General features: G+C 71.8%; 20 protein-coding genes and 1 pseudogene. 8 read left to right on the top strand and 13 right to left on the bottom strand.

Annotation, left to right across the window (positions count from 1 at the left end; genetic code table 11):
- Positions 1-5 precede the first annotated feature (5 nt).
- Genes ADK41_RS24250 through ADK41_RS24265 form a run of 4 tightly spaced genes read right to left on the bottom strand, consistent with a single transcriptional unit; the run spans position 6 to position 2,059 of the window.
- On the bottom strand, positions 6-848 hold the full coding sequence (locus ADK41_RS24250; protein ID WP_030818199.1) for an isoprenyl transferase: 843 nt from the start codon (positions 846-848) through the stop codon (positions 6-8).
- A 21-nt stretch (positions 849-869) separates the two neighbouring features.
- The gene (gene recO / locus ADK41_RS24255) at positions 870-1,616 is read right to left on the bottom strand and encodes a DNA repair protein RecO (protein WP_030818202.1); all 747 of its coding nucleotides are present in this window, start codon (positions 1,614-1,616) and stop codon (positions 870-872) included.
- A 21-nt stretch (positions 1,617-1,637) separates the two neighbouring features.
- Positions 1,638-1,853, bottom strand: coding sequence for a hypothetical protein (locus ADK41_RS24260; protein WP_030818205.1), 216 nt, complete (start codon positions 1,851-1,853; stop codon positions 1,638-1,640).
- Positions 1,850-2,059, bottom strand: a complete 210-nt coding sequence (locus ADK41_RS24265; RefSeq protein WP_030818207.1) for a hypothetical protein — start codon at positions 2,057-2,059, stop codon at positions 1,850-1,852. Before ADK41_RS24265 ends, ADK41_RS24260 begins: the two co-directional genes overlap by 4 nt.
- 115 nt (positions 2,060-2,174) lie before the next feature.
- On the opposite strand from ADK41_RS24265, the gene ADK41_RS24270 reads away from it, so the two are divergent.
- The 6 genes from ADK41_RS24270 (at position 2,175) to ADK41_RS24295 (ending at position 7,009) form a co-directional block, all read left to right on the top strand.
- Positions 2,175-3,008 (top strand): helix-turn-helix domain-containing protein, encoded by an 834-nt coding sequence (locus ADK41_RS24270; protein WP_030818209.1) that lies wholly within the window; start codon positions 2,175-2,177, stop codon positions 3,006-3,008.
- On the top strand, positions 2,990-3,265 hold the full coding sequence (locus ADK41_RS24275; RefSeq protein ID WP_030818212.1) for a DUF397 domain-containing protein: 276 nt from the start codon (positions 2,990-2,992) through the stop codon (positions 3,263-3,265). Before ADK41_RS24270 ends, ADK41_RS24275 begins: the two co-directional genes overlap by 19 nt.
- Positions 3,266-3,383: 118 nt before the next feature.
- Positions 3,384-3,659, top strand: a complete 276-nt coding sequence (locus tag ADK41_RS43405) for a hypothetical protein (protein WP_234318493.1) — start codon at positions 3,384-3,386, stop codon at positions 3,657-3,659.
- A 9-nt stretch (positions 3,660-3,668) separates the two neighbouring features.
- Positions 3,669-4,088 carry a DUF4328 domain-containing protein gene (locus ADK41_RS43410; RefSeq protein WP_051842731.1) on the top strand — a complete coding sequence of 140 codons (420 nt, stop codon included), beginning with the start codon at positions 3,669-3,671 and terminating at the stop codon, positions 4,086-4,088.
- Positions 4,089-4,202: 114 nt separating this feature from the next.
- Positions 4,203-5,681, top strand: a complete 1,479-nt coding sequence (locus tag ADK41_RS24290) for an alpha/beta hydrolase (RefSeq protein WP_030818214.1) — start codon at positions 4,203-4,205, stop codon at positions 5,679-5,681.
- A 227-nt stretch (positions 5,682-5,908) separates the two neighbouring features.
- Positions 5,909-7,009, top strand: coding sequence for a serine hydrolase domain-containing protein (locus tag ADK41_RS24295; protein ID WP_030818217.1), 1,101 nt, complete (start codon positions 5,909-5,911; stop codon positions 7,007-7,009).
- Between the two features lie 146 nt (positions 7,010-7,155).
- Here the strand turns inward: ADK41_RS24295 and ADK41_RS24300 are convergent, their stop codons facing one another.
- On the bottom strand, positions 7,156-7,659 hold the full coding sequence (locus ADK41_RS24300; RefSeq protein WP_030818219.1) for a GNAT family N-acetyltransferase: 504 nt from the start codon (positions 7,657-7,659) through the stop codon (positions 7,156-7,158).
- Positions 7,660-8,003: 344 nt separating this feature from the next.
- Here ADK41_RS24300 and ADK41_RS43415 point away from each other — a divergent pair, with 344 nt between their 5' ends.
- A complete protein-coding gene (locus tag ADK41_RS43415; RefSeq protein ID WP_030818222.1) occupies positions 8,004-8,324 on the top strand; it encodes a hypothetical protein in 321 nt (106 codons plus the stop codon).
- Positions 8,325-8,334: 10 nt separating this feature from the next.
- Here ADK41_RS43415 and ADK41_RS43420 read toward each other — a convergent pair.
- The 7 genes and pseudogenes from ADK41_RS43420 to ADK41_RS24340 all read right to left on the bottom strand — a co-directional run.
- Positions 8,335-8,451 (bottom strand): annotated as a pseudogene (locus ADK41_RS43420) (DNA-binding response regulator); the annotation flags it as partial.
- A 271-nt stretch (positions 8,452-8,722) separates the two neighbouring features.
- Positions 8,723-9,943, bottom strand: a complete 1,221-nt coding sequence (locus ADK41_RS24315; protein WP_030818228.1) for a hypothetical protein — start codon at positions 9,941-9,943, stop codon at positions 8,723-8,725.
- Positions 9,944-10,023: 80 nt separating this feature from the next.
- Positions 10,024-11,031 (bottom strand): SCO2521 family protein, encoded by a 1,008-nt coding sequence (locus ADK41_RS24320; protein WP_030818231.1) that lies wholly within the window; start codon positions 11,029-11,031, stop codon positions 10,024-10,026.
- A 1-nt stretch (position 11,032) separates the two neighbouring features.
- On the bottom strand, positions 11,033-11,998 hold the full coding sequence (locus ADK41_RS24325; RefSeq protein ID WP_030818233.1) for an SCO2522 family protein: 966 nt from the start codon (positions 11,996-11,998) through the stop codon (positions 11,033-11,035).
- On the bottom strand, positions 11,995-12,912 hold the full coding sequence (locus ADK41_RS24330; protein ID WP_030818235.1) for an SCO2523 family variant P-loop protein: 918 nt from the start codon (positions 12,910-12,912) through the stop codon (positions 11,995-11,997). The genes ADK41_RS24325 and ADK41_RS24330 overlap by 4 nt, the downstream gene beginning before the upstream one ends.
- Before the next feature lie 3 nt (positions 12,913-12,915).
- Positions 12,916-14,757, bottom strand: coding sequence for an SCO2524 family protein (locus ADK41_RS24335; protein ID WP_030818238.1), 1,842 nt, complete (start codon positions 14,755-14,757; stop codon positions 12,916-12,918).
- Between the two features lie 55 nt (positions 14,758-14,812).
- Complete coding sequence (locus tag ADK41_RS24340; RefSeq protein WP_037803082.1) at positions 14,813-15,565, bottom strand: SCO2525 family SAM-dependent methyltransferase; 753 nt, start codon at positions 15,563-15,565, stop codon at positions 14,813-14,815.
- Between the two features lie 342 nt (positions 15,566-15,907).
- Here ADK41_RS24340 and ADK41_RS24345 point away from each other — a divergent pair, with 342 nt between their 5' ends.
- Positions 15,908-16,453 (top strand): GNAT family N-acetyltransferase, encoded by a 546-nt coding sequence (locus ADK41_RS24345; RefSeq protein ID WP_030818243.1) that lies wholly within the window; start codon positions 15,908-15,910, stop codon positions 16,451-16,453.
- A 41-nt stretch (positions 16,454-16,494) separates the two neighbouring features.
- Here ADK41_RS24345 and ADK41_RS24350 read toward each other — a convergent pair whose 3' ends face one another.
- Entirely contained in the window at positions 16,495-17,196 is a 702-nt protein-coding gene (locus ADK41_RS24350) for a TerB family tellurite resistance protein (RefSeq protein WP_030818245.1), read from the bottom strand.
- Between the last annotated feature and the right edge of the window lie 51 nt (positions 17,197-17,247).

Consider the following 17,247-nt stretch of genomic DNA (forward strand, 5'->3'; position numbering starts at 1 on the left):
GGCCCCTACTCGGCGTCGCCCGACCGGCCCTCCATGGCCAGCAGTTCCTCGTTCGGGATCGCCCCGCCGAACCGCCGGTCCCGGGAGGCGAACTCCAGGCACGCCCGCCACAGGTCGCGCCGGTCGAAGTCCGGCCACAGGACGTCCTGGAAGACCATCTCGGCGTACGCGCTCTGCCACAGCAGGTAGTTCGACGTGCGCTGCTCACCGCTCGGCCGCAGGAACAGGTCCACGTCCGGCATGTCCGGGTAGTACATGTACCTCTGCAGCGTCTTCTCGTCGACCTTCGACGGGTCGAGCCGGCCGGCCCGCACGTCCTCCGCGAGCGCCTGCGCCGCGTCCGCGATCTCCGCCCGGCCGCCGTAGTTCATGCAGAAGTACAGCGTCAGCCGGTCGTTGTCCTTCGTCTGCTCCTGGGCGATCTGCAGCTCCTTGGCCACCGACTTCCACAGCTTGGGCATCCGCCCGACCCACCGCACCCGCACGCCCAGCTCGTCGAGCTGGTCACGGGACTTGCGGATGAAGTCCCGGTTGAAGTTCATCAGGAAGCGCACCTCGTCCGGCGACCGCTTCCAGTTCTCGGTGGAGAAGGCGTACAGCGAGATCGCGCCGACCCCCATCTCGATCCCGCCCTGGAGCACGTCCAGCACCCGCTCGGCGCCGACCTTGTGCCCCTCGGTGCGCGGCAGCCCCCGCTCCTTCGCCCACCGCCCGTTGCCGTCCATGACGATCGCCACGTGCTTCGGGATCAGTTCCCCGGGAAGCTTCGGAGGCCGCGCGCCGGACGGGTGCGGTTCCGGCGTCCTGTACTCCCGGCGCCGACGCCCCAGGAACCCGCGTACCACCATGTGTCTCTCGTCTCCTCGCGCTTACTTCTCGACGTACCTCAGCGAACGCAGCCCGCGCTCCAGGTGCCAGTGCAGGTAGGCGGACACCAGCCCGCTCCCCTCCCGGACGTACCGCGCCTCGCACGCGTCCGCGGTCTCCCAGTCTCCCGTAAGCAGCGCTCCGAGGAGTCCCAGGGCCTGCGGCGAGGGTACGACGCTGCCGGGCACCCGGCAGTCGACGCAGACGGAACCGCCGGACGCGACCGAGAAGAACCGGTTCGGCCCGGGCATGCCGCACTTCGCGCAGTCGGTGAAGCTGGGCGCGTACCCGTTGACGGCGAGGGAGCGCAGCAGGAACGCGTCGAGCACGAGGTGCGGCGCGTGCTCGCCCCGGGCGAGTGTCCGCAGGGCCCCGACCAGCAGCAGGTACTGCTGCACCGCCGGCTCGCCCTCGTGGTCGGTGAACCGCTCGGCGGTCTCCAGCATGGCGGTGCCCGCGGTGTACCGCGCGTAGTCGGTGACGATCCCGCCCCCGTACGGCGCTATCGTCTCGCTCTGCGTGCACAGGGGCAGACCGCGGCCGATCAGCTCGCTCCCCTTCGAGAAGAACTGCACGTCCACGTGCGAGAACGGTTCGAGGCGCGCGCCGAACTTCGACTTCGTCCGGCGCACGCCCCTCGCCACCGTGCGTACCCGCCCGTGACCGCGCGTGAGCAGGGTGATGATCCGGTCCGCCTCACCCAGCTTCTGGGTGCGCAGCACGATGCCGTCGTCGCGGAACAGACTCATGGCATCCATTGTCGCCCATGCTCACGGCACGTCCCCCCGGCTCCGGGCATTGGCGTACGCCGTCGCCGCGCGCAGCCGCTCGGCGGGCGTGGCGTGCCGTACGGCACCGGGGTCGGCGTCCCACTCCCGGCCGCCGCCGTACGGCCTCAGCTGGACGTAGGGCCCCTCATGCCCCGTGACCACGCCGATCCGCTCGGTCCGGGTGTCCACGACATGCGCGCCGACGGGCGGCCTCACCGCACCACCGCCGCCGCGATCCGCCGCGCGGTCTCCACGGAACACCGCCCCAGTTCCACGAGCGGACAGGGCGCTTCCCGCGCAAGGCTCACCGGGTCCAGCCCCAGTGACGGCAGGGAAATTCCGGCCTTCGCGAGCGCCGCCCGCAATTCCTTCACCACATCCTCCGCTTCTTCGGCGCAGAGCGCCGGGTGTCGTGCCTCCACGGTGATCCCCTCGCTTTTCCGGTTTCATTCTTCGCGCCTCCAGAATGCCGTGTCACACCTACACTCGAAAGGAGGCCGTGCGCTACAAGTGCGGGTCTTCACAAGGGGGTTGGTTATGGCCAATGGTTCACGTCAAGCGGCGTGGGAGTTCTTCGGCGCGGAACTGAAGCGCCGGCGCGAGGACGCGGGGTTCACGCAGGTGGAGCTGGGTACGAGGGTCTTCGTGTCGGGCGGCTACATCGGCCAGTTCGAACAGGCGATTCGTAAGCCACAATTGGATGTGGCCCAGCGGATCGACGACGCGCTGCAAACCGACGGCATTTTCGAGCGGCTGTGCCGGAAGCTGATTGATGACCGGCGGTATGCGGATTACTTCGCGAAGGCGGCGGAGCTGGAGACACTGGCAACGAGTATCTGTGAGTTCGCTCCCGCACTGGTCCCGGGACTGTTGCAGACACCGGCCTATGCGAAGGCGGTCACCCTGGCGATGAATCCGTTCGCGCTCGATGAGTTCATCGACGAGAAGGTATCGGGGCGCGTAGAGCGTGGGCGCATCCTCAAGGACGAGTCGCGACCGGTGTATTGGGCGATCCTGCACGAGAACGTCCTGCGGATCCCAGTCGGCGGGGCGGCCGTGATGGCGGAGCAACTGGAGCACGTCGCGAGACTCGCGCGGGAGCGGGCGGTAGTGGCGCAGGTGTTGCCGTACACGGCTGGCGGGTACGCCGTGATGACCGGAGACCTACGGCTCATGGAGTTCGACGACGCACCGCCGACGGCCTATACAGAGGCGGTGTATTCAGGAAGTCTGCTGGACGATCCGGCCGTGGTGAAGCGAGCGCAGTGGGCATACGATCTGCTCAGGGCGGACGCGCTGCCACCGGAGGCGTCGCTGGCCCTGATCGAATCAGCGGCGGAAGGCTTCAGACGATGCGCGAGTACGACCTGAGCGAGGCACGCTGGCGCAAGAGCACCTACAGCGACGGCAACGGAGGCAACTGCGTCGAGGTCGCCCACGACTTCCCCGGCGCGGCCCGCTGGCGCAAGAGCACGTACAGCGGTGGCAGTGGCGGCGAGGAATGCGTCGAAGTCGCCGCCGGACTCCCCGGTGTCGTCCCCGTCCGGGACAGCAAAGTGACCGGCGGTCCGGTGATCGTCGTCGGGTCGGTGGCCTGGACGGAGTTCATGGGCGGCATCGGTCGCTAAGAGGCCCTGACAGCAGGCGAATTGATGTGAACGGCCGCTCGCCGTCCGACGTATCGTGCGTCCGCGCGCGATCTTCCGCGGGTGTCTGCCGTCTTACCGCCCGTGGGGGGCCATCGCCATGCTCACATCCAAGGATGAACTCAGACCGCGTCCGCCGCTGCCCGGCGGCATGCCGCCACTCGCCTCGCGCGGCCTCCTCGTCGCCGTGGTGGCGGCGTTCGCCGCCACCGCGCTCGGCGACCTGTTCGCCGTGTACACCGGTGTCCGGCTCCACGCGGTGATCGACGGCGACGTGACCGCGTCGAACCTGGAGGCCGCGTACTCGCTGTACGAGAGTGCGGGGCGGGTCCAGGTGGTCACGAGCCTGTTCTGCGCGGTGCTCTTCATCACCTGATTCTTCCTGATGCGCCGTCGCATCGAGCCCCTGGCACCGAACTGGTTCCGCAAGGGACCCGGGTGGGCGATCGGTGCCTGGTTCATCCCCGTGGCCAACCTGTGGCTGCCGTACCGCATCGCGGCCGACATGTGGAATGCCTGCGCACTGCTGCCGACCGAGGGGAGATCGCACCGGTTGCCGATGTGGCCGGTGAACCTGTGGTGGGGCCTGTTCGTCGGGGCGACCCTGCTCGGCCGGTACACCTCCGCACGCCTCGACATGACCGACTCGCTCGCCGGGCTCAGCGACGCCGTGACGCTGTACCTCGCCGTCGACCTTCTGTACGCCGCCACCGCCGGGGCCGCCGTGGTCTTCGCCGTACGGCTGACAGCCCTGCAACGGCTGAAGGCGACCGAGGGTCTGTCCCGGACGCCGGTCGAGGCGTGACCGTCGAGCCACGCGCAGACAGGCGCCCCTCACAACCCCCTGGGGCAAACCCCAACAAGAACAGGGGCGTTGCCCGGATGTGAGCGGGGCCGTGCTGCGACAAAGCTCGTACGCATGCCGTCAACCACACGCACCCTCGCCCTCACCGCCGTACCCGCCGCCCTCCTCGTCGCCCTGCTCCCACCCCTGACCGCCCAAGCCGTACCCGCGTCCCTCGCCTGGGGATCCTGCGCGGGCACGGCCGGCGCCGACCCCCGCCAGGAGTGCGCCACCCTCCGGGTCCCCATGGACCACGCCGACCCCGACGGCCCGCAGATCTCCCTCGCCGTCTCCCGCATCCCCGCCGAGAACCCCACATCCCGCCGCGGCGCCCTCTTCCTCATCCCCGGCGGACCGGGCGGCTCCAGCCTCAACGACCCTTCCGGCAAGGGACAGAAGCTGCCGCAGGGCGTACGCGACCAGTACGACCTGATCGGCTTCGCACCCCGCGGCGTCTCCCCCTCCGCCTCCGTCGGCTGCGGACTGGACCACGCCGACCTCGCCACCTCCAAGCTGCGCCCCTGGCCCGCCCCGGACGGCTCGATCGACGGGAACATCGCCACCGCCGAGCGCGTCGCGACCACCTGCGCACGCAACGGCGGTGAGCTGATCCGCCACCTCAGCACGCGCGACAACGCCCGCGACCTCGACCGCCTCCGCGCCGCGCTGGGCGAGCGGAGGATCTCCGCGTGGGGTGTCTCGTACGGGACGTACGTCGGAGCCGTCTACAGCCAGATGTTCCCGCACCGCACGGACCGGATCGTGCTGGACAGCAACGACGACCCCGACCCCACCCGCGTGGCCCGCGCCTGGCTCGCCGGGCACGAGCAGGGGGTCGAGGACACGTTCCCGCACTTCGCGGCGTGGGCGTCGGCGCCCGGCAACCCGGACCGGGTCGCGGACACGGCCGCCGAGGTCCGTCCGCTGTTCCTGCGGCTCGCCGCCCGCCTCGACCGCGAACCGATCCCCTGGCCCGGTGCCAACCCCGAGGAGCTGAACGGCAACGTCCTGCGCCAGACCATGCTGGACAGCCTCTACCGGCCCAGCCGTTACCCGACCCTCGCCAAGCTGATGCGGGCCGCCCGGCAGGGCACCGTACCGCCCGCACCGGCCGCCCCGCCCGAGTCGGTGCTGCAGAACGTGACCGCCGTCGGCGTCGGGACGCTCTGCAACGACGTGGCCTGGCCCGGGTCCGCCGCCGTGTACCGGAAGGACGTCGCCGAGAGCCGGGCGAAGTTCCCGCTCACCGCCGGCATGCCCCGCAACGCGATGCCGTGCGCCGCCTGGCCGTACCAGCCCCGCGAGGCGCCCGTACGGATCACCGGCCGGGGACCGTCCAACGTCCTCCTGATCCAGAACGAACGGGACGTCGCCACTCCGCTCGGCGGCGCCCTGAAGCTCCGCGAGGCGTTCGGCCGCCGCGCCGTCATGGTCACCGTGGACTCCACCGGCCACGACGCCTACCTGGCCAACGGCAACGAGTGCGGCGACCGCACGGTCTCCCACTACCTGGCCACCGGCGAGCGCCCCCGGCAGGACACGTACTGCCGCTAGGGAACGAGAACCGATGCGCGGCCGGTCACAGCCGCCTCCGCAGGCGCGTATGCCGGCCGTCCCTCATGTCCTCGGTCGAAGCCATCGGACACCGGGTTCTGTCAAGGGGGTTGACCCCAATCCGATTCGGGTTCTGGCCGTAGTGATCTCCGGGCGGGTGCTTGACAAAGTCGTGGGTGAGCGAACGCTCCGGCCGCGCCAGTCGGCCACTACCAGGGGGAACACACATGCATCGCAAACGCTTCGCCGTCGCAGTCCTGCTCGCCGCCACGATCACCGGGGCCCTTGCGCCCGCGGCGGCGGCCCGCGAGTCCGACCCGGTACAGCAGCAGTTGGATCTGCTCGTCGAGGAGGACGGGGTGCCGGGCGCCCTCGCGTACGACGGCAGGAGGACGCGTACCGCCGGCGTCGCGGACCTGGAATCGGGCCGTGCGATGGCCGGTTCGCAGGGCCGGTTCCGGCTGGCCAGCAACACCAAGGCATTCACCGCGGCAGCCGTGATGCGCCTGGTGGTGGACGGACGGATACGGCTCGACGACCGCGCGGGCACCTACGTACCCCAGCTCGCCGGGCGCACCGTCACCGTACGGCAGTTGCTCAAGCAGACCAGCGGCCTGCCGGAGTACTCCGGGCTGGTCGACTGGAGCCGGCCCGGCACGTCCGAGGACTATCTGGCCCTCGCGCTCAAGGAGGAACCCCTCTTCGAGCCCGGCACCGACTGGAACTATTCCAACACCAACTACCTGGTGCTGGGCATGGTGATCGACAGGGTGTCGGGGACCGACTTCCGCACGTACGTCGAACGCACGATTCTGCGCCCGCTGCGCCTGGACGACACCTACTGGCCCGCGCCCGGTGAGTTCACCCTGCGCGGACCGCACGCCCGCAACTACGGTCTTCACCCGGCGTACCCGCAGGCGGGCCGGGTGGACGTGACCGAGCTGCCGGGGTACGAGTTCGGCGCGTCCGGCGGACTCGTCTCCACGCCCGAGGACCTCAACGCGTTCTGGGACGGCCTGTTCGGCGGACGGCTGCTGCCCGGCTGGGCGGTGCGCCTGATGACCCGGGACACCACCGACGTCAGCGGCCGCGACGTCTATCCGGCGGGCAGCCGTTACGGCTACGGCGTCGCCTCGATCCCGCTCAGCTGTGGCGGTTCCTACTGGGGCCACGGCGGCGATCTGCCGGGCAACTCGGTGGGCGGCGGGAGGGCCACGGGCGGTCGCGGCACCGTGACCGTCTACACCACGACCTGGGCGGCCGAGGGAGACAGCCTGCGCCATCTCCAGCGAGCGGTGGACGCGGCCCTGTGTGCCGGGAGCCGGTGACGGGGCCGCGCGGACGCCTCGACCACCCGGACGCGTCGGCGTCGCCTCCGCGTTCCGCCCGGGGCCCGTTCCGCCGGTCCGGCCGGCGCCCGGTCATGGCGGTGGGCCCTGGAGACACCGCCTCCAGGGCCCGGGGGCGGTCGCCGTCAGCTGCCCGGGTTCGTGATCCTGTACCGGATCGTGTCCCCTTCGGTGGCCCACTGCTGGAAGCCGGCCTTCTCCAGGACGCGAACCGAGGACGGGTTGGACGGTTCGACGTGGGCGGACACGGTGTGGACGTCCGGTGCGGTGAGGGCGAGCCCGGTCAGGGCCCGGGTGGCTTCGGTGGCGTAGCCGCGACCGCGGCGGGAGGCCACGATGCCGTATCCGATTTCGAGGACGCCCTCGCTCGGGGGCCAGAACAGGCCGATGGAGCCCACCACCGAGCCGCTTGCGCGCTCGACGACCAGACGGTGGCCGTACGGGGTGAGCCAGACGGGGTGCTGGTCGAAGAGACCGGCGATGACGCGGTCGCCTTCGGCGGGGAAGTCCTCCGCCCAGTGGGCGGACCTGGTGCCGTCCAGGACCGCGGTGACCTCGTCCATGGTCCAGGGCCGAAGGACGAGACGTTCGGTGGTCAGGTCGGCGTGGGCGGGTGAAGAAGAAGACACGTGTTTCTCCTGGTCGTTGAGACGACCGGGCCGCGCTCTGCTGTCGCGGGCCGGACAAGGGCATGCCGATGAGGGCCGACGGCGGCCATATTCATCAACCTCCCTGTCCCGTGATCACGCGTCTGTCGCGTCGGCGCGATGTTACCAACAGCCGCCCCGTGCCGCCCCGTTGTCGGGTCACCGGGCGATCCGGGGAGGCGGACGGCGTCCGGAGGCGTTCGTCGGACCGGACGATGAGCTGCCGATGACTCCGTTGGCGTGACGTTTCCCCCGGGTCGCAACCGGTCCTCCCACGACCGGTCTCCTGTCCTGCAGAACCGACACCCCTCGGTGAGGAGACCGACGTGACCGCGACCGCTTTCGAGCATGGCCCGAACCCTGCCTTCGTCGACCCCTGCGCCGTCGAGGGCGGAGGGGCCACCGTCTGGTGGCCCCCGGCGGGCGGACAGTCGGAGGGCGACTACCTGTTGGCCCCGCCCGACCCGGCCACCCGGCTGAACACCGGCATCGACCCGCGCGACCGCCGCCGGCTGGAGCTGCACGCCGCCCTGACCGCCGCCGGCATCCCGCCCCGGCCCGAGGACCGTGAGGCCATCGAGAGCCTGAGCGCCCTGTCCGGCAGCGTCAACAGCACCATCCAGCGCTGGCTGCACCACTCCCTCTGATGCGGCGGGCTCACGCCCTCCCCGGCGCCACCAGCCCCGACTCGTACGCCACGATGACCAGTCGGGCCCGGTCCCGCGCCCCGAGCCTGCCCATGGTCCGGCTGACGTGGGTCTTCGCGGTGAGCGGGCACGAGGTCGGTGGACTCGCCGGCGAGCGGCCCGACGAGCACGAGCGCGGCCAGCCACAGCCCGACCACCGGCCAGGGCACGAGGCGCCGTCGTCGTCCGTCCGTCCTTGCGTCCCCCATGGGTCGCAGCTCCCCTCCGCTCGGGTGTCCGGGTCGGTTCCCGGACTCCCGGCGGAAGGGGCGCGGATCGTCGGACGTGGGATCGAGTTGCGGGGTACTCCGGAGGGCGGCACGGGGACGGCGTTGCTCCCGGGGGAGTAACGCCGGGAGCTACGCCCGGTCGACCATCCAGGTGCCGTCCTCCTCGTCGTCGACCCGTACCTCCAGTTCACGGATGCTCATGCCCGCCTCCCACAGTTCCCGGAAGCGCTTCATCCGGTCCTGGACGTGGTCCCGGCGCGCGATGAGCCGGGTCCTGACGTTGACGTCGCGCAGGTCCTGCTCGATCTCGAAGGAGACCTCCTCGTCGTAGACGATGAAGTCGTCGGTGGTGCCGCGCTGGAGGTGCGGCGGCAGTTCGGGCAGTACGGCCACCCGGACCTCGATGTGCAGCGCCTGCTGCTCGTCGCACAGCCGCAGCAGCCGGTCGTCGAGTTCGCGCGCGCTCGCCAGCAGGAACAGCCGCCGCACGGGCACCCCGTGTTCCTCGATCGCCTCCCGCTGGGCGTCGAGGTAGCGGCTGGCGGGTTCGCTGTTCCAGAACTCACGGTCGACGGAGGTGCTGATGGCGTCGACGGAACGCTCGGCGGCGTGGGTGAGGGTGAGCATCCAGTCGTGGTTCTCGCCGTGGCACTCCACGCTCATGCTGGTCAGCGCCGCCATGTGACCGAGCACCCGCTGCATCTCCAGGCGGACGAACGTGTAGAGGATGGACGGTCCGGGCGAGAGGGCCTCGGCGAACCGCTTGGCCAGTTCCGGTACGCCTTCGGTGCGGACGCGGTCGAGCGGCGGGTAGGACTCGGGGGGCGGGGCCTGCTGGGCGAGGCGGTTCTCGACGAGTTGCCGGATGTCCTCGCTGTGCCGGGCCAGGCCGGTCCGCAGGTGGTCGTCGTGCCGCTCCAGGGCGGCCCGCAGGTCGTCGTCGTGCCGCTCCAGCCCGTCCCGCACGGTGGCGGCGGTCTCGGCGAGGGCGCTTTGGGTCCGCAGGGTCTGTTCGTCGGGTCCCCGGTCCCGGGCGAGGAGGAGGGGGACGGCCACCGCGGCGGTGGCGCAGAGTGCGGCGGCGGCGAGCTGCCTGAGCGCCCCGGCCCCCGGACTCAGCAGTGCGGCGACGCCCCAGACGACGAGGCCGACGGTGAGGCCGGTCAGGAGTCTGCGCGTCCACTCGGCCCGGTCGGGCGACTGCGCCCGGGGGCGTGCGGGTGTGCCGTCCGGGGCGCCGGGCGGCCGGGTCGGGCCGGGGATCGCCGGGGCGCCCTCGCTCCCGGGCGCGCCCCCCGCGCCGGGCGGGGGTGCCGTCTCCTCGGGCTGGGGTGACTGTGCCGTGCTCATCTCGCTTCTCCCCCCGTTGGGATACGCGTCGGATCGGGGTGCGGGGATGTGCGTCGGGGTGGTGCGGGCCGGGCCCGCGGTCAGGGGGTCATCTCGGCCTCCCGGTGGAGTGGGGGGATCGCGTGCAGGGCGAGCTGGTCCCGGATGCGCTGCACCAGGGTCCGCCACTGGCGGGTGAAGCCGGGCCGGTCCTCCAGCGCCTCCCAGAGGGGGGCGAGTTCGTGCGCGACGCGGGCCCGTGGCATCCACAGGTGCAGCAGGTGGTCGACGGCGGGCCGCAGCGCCGTGACGACGGCGGGGCGGTCCTCGCCGGGCCGGGGCCGCGGCCGGGCGGGCGGTTCCGCGGCGCCCAGCCGGATGCCGTCCAGGATGCGGACGACGGTGGTGAGCAGCCAGTCGTGCAGGGCGAGGTCGTCGCAGAGCCCGGCGACCTCGCCGCTGGGCGTGCCCGGGGGGACGCGGAGCCGCACGGTGCGCAGTTCGTCCTCGGCGAGGGTGAACCGCTCGATCGACGGCCCTTCGTCGCGTTCGGCGGGCAGGGCCACCCAGCGCAGCCGGGTGGGACGGGACTTCAGGGGCGGGCGCTGGTCGAGCAGGGGGTGGCGCAGCAGGCGGGTGAGGAGTCCGTCGGCGATCAGCCCGACGTCGAGTTCGCCGTGCCGCCCGCCGTTCAGCAGGCCCTGGGCGACCGCCTCGTGCGGCAGTCTCCCGAACGGCTCGACCGTTCCGGGCCGGACGAGGTAGTGGCCCCAGGGGCGTCGGTGGTCGGGGCCGGCGGCGGGGACGCGGAAGTGGGCGGAGCTCTGCAGGACGCGCCCCTCGGTGAGCGAGGCCCGGGCGGCGACGGTGCCGACGGCGCGGATCCTGGCGCCGTTGGCGCTGGGCAGGGGGCAGTCGACGCCGGTGAGGGTGTCCGGGGAGCGGCCGTAGACGTTGGGGCGTTCGGAGAGCAGGACGCGTTCGTCGGCGCGCAGTCCGAGGAGCTGGGCGGCGGAGCGGCTGTCGAGGGCCTGCAGGGCGGGCAGCAGGCAGGTGCGGACCTCGCCGCAGGCGAGTACGACGGGTGGCGGTGTCCCCTCCGGCGCCATGTCATCGCCCCGCGTAGAAGACGTAGGAGACGCGGTCGGCCACCGAGTCGGGGACGGTCGCGTGCTCGCGGGCGGAGCGCTCGGCGGCCTGGGCCAGTGCTCCGGGGTCGACCTCGATCTGGTCGAGGATCACGCGGACGGCGTGCTCGACGGGTAAGAAGCGGCTGGGGATCACCGAGCAGGTCCGGTAGGCGGCGAACGGGTCCGCCCGGGGGTTGAGCCGGAGCAGCGGGGGCAGTTCGTCCCAGTCGTCGGGGAAGGCGGTCCCGGTGTGCGGCTGGGGCACGAGGACGGCCTCGCCCTCGTCGCGCAGCAGTCCGAGGCGGGCGAGCTGCCACACCGCGGCGAGGAAGGGACAGGACCAGGTGCGGTGTCCGTCGGGGCCGTCGTCCCAGAGTTCGACGTCGAGGAAGACGGAGTGGCGGCGGGCGGCGGTCTCCTTCGGCGGCTGCCAGACGGCGGCCGGTTTCATGGCCTGCGGGGCGCGGGCGACGGGGCTGCGCTCGCCGTTGGCCAGCCAGCCGGTCTGCGCGGCCGGCGGGCGCAGTCCGTAGCTGCCGGGGGGCGGTTCCTCGACGATGCGTCCGGCCACGGCCTCGGCGACCGGCGCCTTGCCGGCGACGGCGCAGCCGGACTCGCGGGCCAGGTAGTCGACGGTGAGCCCGGCCCGGTCGGCTTCCTCCAGCAGCATGGGGACGACCTCGGCCGGGGCGGAGAAGCGGGTGAAGTAGTCGTCGACGAGGAAGCAGGTGCTGATCCGGGGGCGTCTGCCGCCGGTGGCGGCGGCCGCGCCGGCGCGCGCCGCCTCCGCCCAGGGGCGCACCCGCTCGAAGTGCCGCCTCAGGTGTGCGGGGCCGGCCTCGAAGTCCTCCATGTAGAGGTGGCCGAGCTCCAGGGAGAGGTGGGACAGGGGCACCGCCTGGGTGCGTGGTTCGGCGGCCGTCTCGCGGAACACCGCTTCCGTCATGGCCGCCCCCAGCAGTCGTCGTCGGTGAGCCGTCGCGCGATCTCCTCCAGCGCCTCCAGTGTCTCCTTGTTGGCGATCTGTGTGGAGAGGACGTCCTCTTCGGTGATGAGCTGTTCGCGCCACTGCAGGATGGGTTCCAGGGGGACGACGCCGAGCACCACGCTGTCGCCGATGCGGTGTTCCGCGGCGAGCCGGCGCAGCGCCTCGTCGCAGGACTGCATCCAGGCGGCCTGGGCGGGCGTGCCCTGGGACCACAGCGGGGAGTCCGGATCGGGCACGGCGGCCCGGACGAAGCGGACCGCGCCCCGCAGCGCCTCCTCGTCGTGGCCGCGTTCGACGCCGCCCCGGATGATGCCGTGGTCCTTGTGGACGAGTCCGGCGGCGGCGATCACGTGCTGCCGGGTCCAGCGGTGGAAGACCAGCCAGCGGAAGGGGACGTAGCGCATCCGGGGGTGGGCGGTCGCGGCGAGGACCATGTCGACGGCGTAGCTGCGGCCGGCGCTGAGGTCGACGACGATCAGGTCGAACTCGCCGTGCAGCCGCAGCAGGAGGTCGACACAGCGTTCCAGGGCGTCCTCGCCGGTGGCGAACTCGCCGCCGCCGGCGTCGCCGGGGAGCAGCACCAGGCGGCCCGCCTGGTTGGGCCGGGCGCGCAGCTGGGGGTGCTCGGTCTGCCGCCAGACGTCGATCCTGGCCGGTTCGGTGACGGCGCCCTCCAGGTAGGAGTGCAGGCCGCTCTCCTCGGTGCCGCGCATCGCGCCGGGCACGTCGAAGACGGCGGCGGCGGTGGGCGAGCCGAAGTCGAAGTCGACGTAGGCCACGTGGTCGCCGGTGAGGGCGCGCTGGTAGGCCAGGTTGGCGCTGGTCACCGAGCGGCCGGTGCCCCCTTTGTCGGAGGCGGCGAAGACGAGCACGGCTCACACCTCCTGCGCGGCGGCGCCCCGGGCCTGGGCCAGGGTGTCGAGTTCCCGGAGCACGGGCAGGGCCAGGGCGAACGCGGTCGCGGGCCGGTCGTCGACCAGGCTGCGGGCGTGGTCCAGGCGGCTTTCCATGCTCCGCATGGCCCGGCTCCGGCTTCCGTCGGCGCTGGTGGAGGCCTCCAGCTGTTCCCTGCCGAAGAGGTGGGTGGCCTCGCTGAGCAGGTCCCGGGCCAGCTCGGCCAGTTCGGGGCTGCGGATGGGCTGTTGTTCGTAGAGGTTGCGGGCGGCGACCAGGCACTCGGTGACGCGTTCGGTGATGCTCCAGGAGAGGCGCCGGCTGACGCGTGCGTCGGGGTAGACGGCGCGTGCGTGGTCCCAGAGGCCTGCTCCCTCGCCGTCCTCGATGCGCCGGTTCCACAGGTGCTCGAACGCCTGCTCGCCCAGGCGGAGCAGCCGGTCCTGCGCGTCGATGTTCCGGGAGAGCTCCGCGAGCTGGACGATCCGCTTGAGCAGCTGGGCCGAGAAGTCGGTCATCCGCCACTGCAGCGGTCCGCCGGACCGCTCGGAGCCGGCGAGCGGCATGGTGACGCCCGGGTTGTGCAGCTCGATGGCGGGGTCGTTCCTGGTCATGCGGCTGGTGACGCGACCGCGGTCGGCCAGGCGCTCCATGATGGCGACGGTGCGGGTGAGGTCGTCGTCGGTGGCCTTCCGGCGGACCAGGTCGTGGACGAGGATGGCCGCGACGGTCAGGGAGAAGTACTCCGACTCCAGCCGCAGTCCGGTGGTCTGCCAGGGCAGGTCCTCCAGGGGCCAGCGCTCGCTGCCGAACCGGGCGATGGCCGACCAGTACTGCTGGCTGAGTTCCCAGCGCAGGCGTAACGCCTCGGCGAGTTTCTGCTGGTCGGCGTCGAGCAGTCCCAGGGTGAGGGTGCGGTCGGAGAACAGGTCCTGGATGCCGTCCAGGGCGATGACGGTGAAGTACACGTAGGGCAGCCGGTCGGCGATGCCGTCGGGCTGGCCGGGGACCTGGACGTCCAGGTCGGTGATGGTCGGCGCGTCCTTGACCACGCCCCAGGCCCAGCCGCACTCGAAGAGCTGGCTCTCGTCGCGGATGGACTCGTCGACCTGGATGCCGCGGCTGAGGCTTTCGATGATCGTGGCGCGCAGCGGGCGGAACCGGCGGGAGAACTGCTGGAGGACGGCCCGGTCGGACTGTCTGTCCTGGCCGATGACCTGGATGAGCCGCTTGCCCTGTTCGGACTCGGCGTCGAAGACGTTGACGGTGAAGGAGCGCAGGAGGCTGATCATCGCGGCGGTCAGCCGGGTGTTCGTGGCCTCCCTCAGTTCGCCGATGGCCTTGCGCACCTCGGGGCGGGTGGTGCTGGGCTCGTAGACCTTGAGGAATCCGAGCGTGGCGAGGCAGAGCGTGACGGACATGGAGTAGGAGTCGACCACGCCCAGCTGGTACTGCTCGTGGGTGAGCTTCTGCTGGGGTTCGGCCGGCCTGAAGTAGTGTCCGCCGGCGAAGGTGGGGCTGTCGTCGGGGTCGGTGTGGCTGCGCATGAACTGGGAGAGCGCGGCGATCAGGTTGGGCGGGATCTCCAGCCGGCTGCCGACCCCCTCCAGTGCGCGCAGCACGTCCCGTTCGGTGGTGTCCGGCTGGTCGAGACGGAAGGCGGGGACCTCGGTGGCGGGGTAGAGCAGGCAGAGCAGCCGCTCGGCGTCGGCGACGCTGCTCAGCCCGTCGGTCTCCTCCCGGACGAGCTTTCCGTCGTCGAACGAATGGCGGGCCATGGCCCGCCAGATGTCCAGCATGTGCTGCCGCGGCTTGATCTGCATCCCCGCACCCCTCGCACAGATCTCGTTGCCCTGTGTTCAGACATGGTCCCCGTTCCTACGGGGCGGCAATCGCCGAATTCCGCCGCCCCAGGGCGAGAATCATCCCCTCGTGACCCGGCCGCACCATGTGGTCCATGTCGTGGATTTCCAGCTCGGCGGCGAAGGTTTCCAGGCTCTCCCGGATCCGGTCCGCGTTGACCCGGTAGGCGGGGTACCTGTGTGCGCCGACCTGGTATCCGAGCGATTCCTTCATGAACGCCGCGGCGAAGGGCGCTCCCTCGTTCAGCGCGTCCATGAAGCATTCCACTCCCCGCCGGAACTCGTCGGGGCACTCGGACATCGAGTCGGCCACGAAGAACATCGTGCCGATGTCCCAGCGCCGCTGTCCGTCGAGGTCCAGCAGGTTGGCGCGTTCCACCCGGACGATCTCGCCGAACCGGCTCCGCGGCTCGACGTCCCGGTAGGCGGGGGCCTCGCTCAGCACGTCCCAGAAAGCGTCCCACGCGGTGTCGTATCCCCCGCCGGACGCCTGTTTCTCCAGATATTCGACATTCGGAGTCGCGTATTCCAGGAGGAGGATCTTTTCGCACCAGGGCAGCATGGACAGGGCCGGATAGAGATTCGCGCCGGCGCCCACGTCGACCCCGCGGACCGAGGACGGGACACCCTGTGCGTAGCAGCGGCTGAAATAGTCGCGCATGAGTCGCACGATCAGCAGGTCGACCTCGAGCGGGGTGCGGTAATTGAGGTCGACGTACGCCTCCGGATCGAACTGCGACCATGGCGCGTCGGCGTTGCGATCCATCATCACCCTGCCAGGTTCCATTCGGTGTCGGACAAGACCGTGGGCCCGGCGCACGAGTCCCCCGTGGACGTCGGCGGACGAAGAAGCGGCTCCGGTGTTCGCACGGTAAGCCCGGTCGGCACGCGGAGACAGCCAGGAACACGCCAGTCCTCCGTGACCGGGCGCACATCGGGCGCACGCCGGCACAGTCCTGTCACACCTGAACTCGCCCTTGTGCAGGGCGAGTTGGACGCTCACTCTAGCCAGAAGCAGCCACCGGCCGCCACCGGGGTCCGCATTCCCCCCTTCGTGTGAACGGCGGCCCCGGCTGCCGTGTTGACGACTCACGTCCCGACTGGGGGTGGCATGACCGCCGAACCGCTTGAGCGCGCCCTGGACCACGAGGAGCGCCTCACCCGGCCGACGCCTCTACCGGAATCACGGCCCCCGCTGCTGCGGACGGCGCGGGAGTCCGATCTGCCCGAACTGCAGCGGCTCGACGAGGAGGTCTTCCAGGAGGTCGCCTACCCGGCCTTCCTGCTGCGCCAGCTCTACGACCTGTACGCCGGCCACGCCGGTCACCTGCTCGTCCTCGACGACGGCGACGGCCGGCTGCGCGGCTACGTGCTGGCGGCCACCACGGCGATCAGCCGGGACAGCTGGATCCTCGGCCTGTGCGTGGCCGAGGACCGGCGCCGGCACGGGCTGGGCCGGGAGCTGATGGTGGAGGTCCTGGCGCGGCTGCGCCGCTGCGGGACCGAACGGGTCCGGCTGACCGTGGAGCCCGCCAACGACGCCGCGATCCTGCTCTACCGCTCCCTGGGTTTCCGTCCGGAGCCGCCCGAGGGGGGACTGCGCCGGGACTACTTCGGCCCGGGTGAGGACCGCGAGGTGATGCGCCTCGTGCTGTGACGCGCCCCGGGCGGTCCCGGAGCGGCCGGGGCGCCGCCGCATCAGGACGGTGTGCGGGCCGCCGCCAGCAGGCGGGTCACGTCGTCCGCGCAGATGGTGAGGGCCGCGCCCACGGTGGCCAGGGCGTCACGCTCGGCGGGGGTGTAGGGGCCGTCGGCGAGGGCGATGCGGGCGCCCTGCAGGAGGATCGACTCACGGCCCGGCGCGGCGAGGTGCGGGGCCAGCGGGTCCAGCGCCTCGTGCAGCTCGATCGCCAGGCCCGCCGTGCAGGGCTCGCCGGTGAAGCGACCGGTGTCCGCCTCCAGCGCCTCGACGAGCGCGGCCAGCTGCTGCTGCGTGCAGTCGTCGAAGCCGGCGGCGCGCACCCCGGCCGCGGCCGTCTCCAGGGAGGCGCGGGAGCAGGTGCCGCCGGCGGCCAGCACGGCGAGGGCGACGGTGTGGACGGCGTCGCGGAGCATCGCGGAGAAGCGGGTGGTGGTGGGGTGGTCCAGGACGTCGGTGCCGAAGTGGCGGCGGCAGGCCGCGCATTCGACGACCGGCCCGGTACCGCCGCGCGGCAGCACGGGCACGCCGAGCAGAGCGAAGCGGCGGTGTCCGGTCAGCCGCTGGTAGTTGCGGTCGCCGCCGCAGCCGGGGCAGAAGAACTCCCCGTCGCCGACCGCCGTCCACGCGGTGCGGGTGCCCAGCAGGCGCGACAGTCTGGCGGCAGCGGAACGGCCGTTGGGTCCCCGTCCTGGCAGCACGTCGCACCTCCATCAACGCCACGGCATCATCGCCGCCGCTTGCGTGATGTT

Origin of the sequence: Streptomyces caelestis, from assembly GCF_001279005.1 — a bacterium.
Taxonomy (GTDB): Bacteria; Actinomycetota; Actinomycetes; order Streptomycetales; family Streptomycetaceae; genus Streptomyces; species Streptomyces heliomycini.

Excerpts from the sequence above, each read along its gene's own strand:
- ADK41_RS24335 (WP_030818238.1), bottom strand. The coding sequence starts at position 14,757 with ATGCAGATCAAGCCGCGGCAGCACATGCTGGACATCTGGCGGGCCATG.
- ADK41_RS24320 (WP_030818231.1), bottom strand. The coding sequence starts at position 11,031 with ATGGCGCCGGAGGGGACACCGCCACCCGTCGTACTCGCCTGCGGCGAG.
- ADK41_RS24345 (WP_030818243.1), top strand. The coding sequence starts at position 15,908 with ATGACCGCCGAACCGCTTGAGCGCGCCCTGGACCACGAGGAGCGCCTC.
- ADK41_RS24325 (WP_030818233.1), bottom strand. The coding sequence starts at position 11,998 with ATGACGGAAGCGGTGTTCCGCGAGACGGCCGCCGAACCACGCACCCAG.
- ADK41_RS24340 (WP_037803082.1), bottom strand. The coding sequence starts at position 15,565 with ATGATGGATCGCAACGCCGACGCGCCATGGTCGCAGTTCGATCCGGAG.
- ADK41_RS24315 (WP_030818228.1), bottom strand. The coding sequence starts at position 9,943 with ATGAGCACGGCACAGTCACCCCAGCCCGAGGAGACGGCACCCCCGCCC.
- ADK41_RS24275 (WP_030818212.1), top strand. The coding sequence starts at position 2,990 with ATGCGCGAGTACGACCTGAGCGAGGCACGCTGGCGCAAGAGCACCTAC.
- ADK41_RS43405 (WP_234318493.1), top strand. The coding sequence starts at position 3,384 with ATGCTCACATCCAAGGATGAACTCAGACCGCGTCCGCCGCTGCCCGGC.
- ADK41_RS24270 (WP_030818209.1), top strand. The coding sequence starts at position 2,175 with ATGGCCAATGGTTCACGTCAAGCGGCGTGGGAGTTCTTCGGCGCGGAA.
- ADK41_RS24290 (WP_030818214.1), top strand. The coding sequence starts at position 4,203 with ATGCCGTCAACCACACGCACCCTCGCCCTCACCGCCGTACCCGCCGCC.
- recO (WP_030818202.1), bottom strand. The coding sequence starts at position 1,616 with ATGAGTCTGTTCCGCGACGACGGCATCGTGCTGCGCACCCAGAAGCTG.
- ADK41_RS43410 (WP_051842731.1), top strand. The coding sequence starts at position 3,669 with ATGCGCCGTCGCATCGAGCCCCTGGCACCGAACTGGTTCCGCAAGGGA.
- ADK41_RS24295 (WP_030818217.1), top strand. The coding sequence starts at position 5,909 with ATGCATCGCAAACGCTTCGCCGTCGCAGTCCTGCTCGCCGCCACGATC.
- ADK41_RS24250 (WP_030818199.1), bottom strand. The coding sequence starts at position 848 with ATGGTGGTACGCGGGTTCCTGGGGCGTCGGCGCCGGGAGTACAGGACG.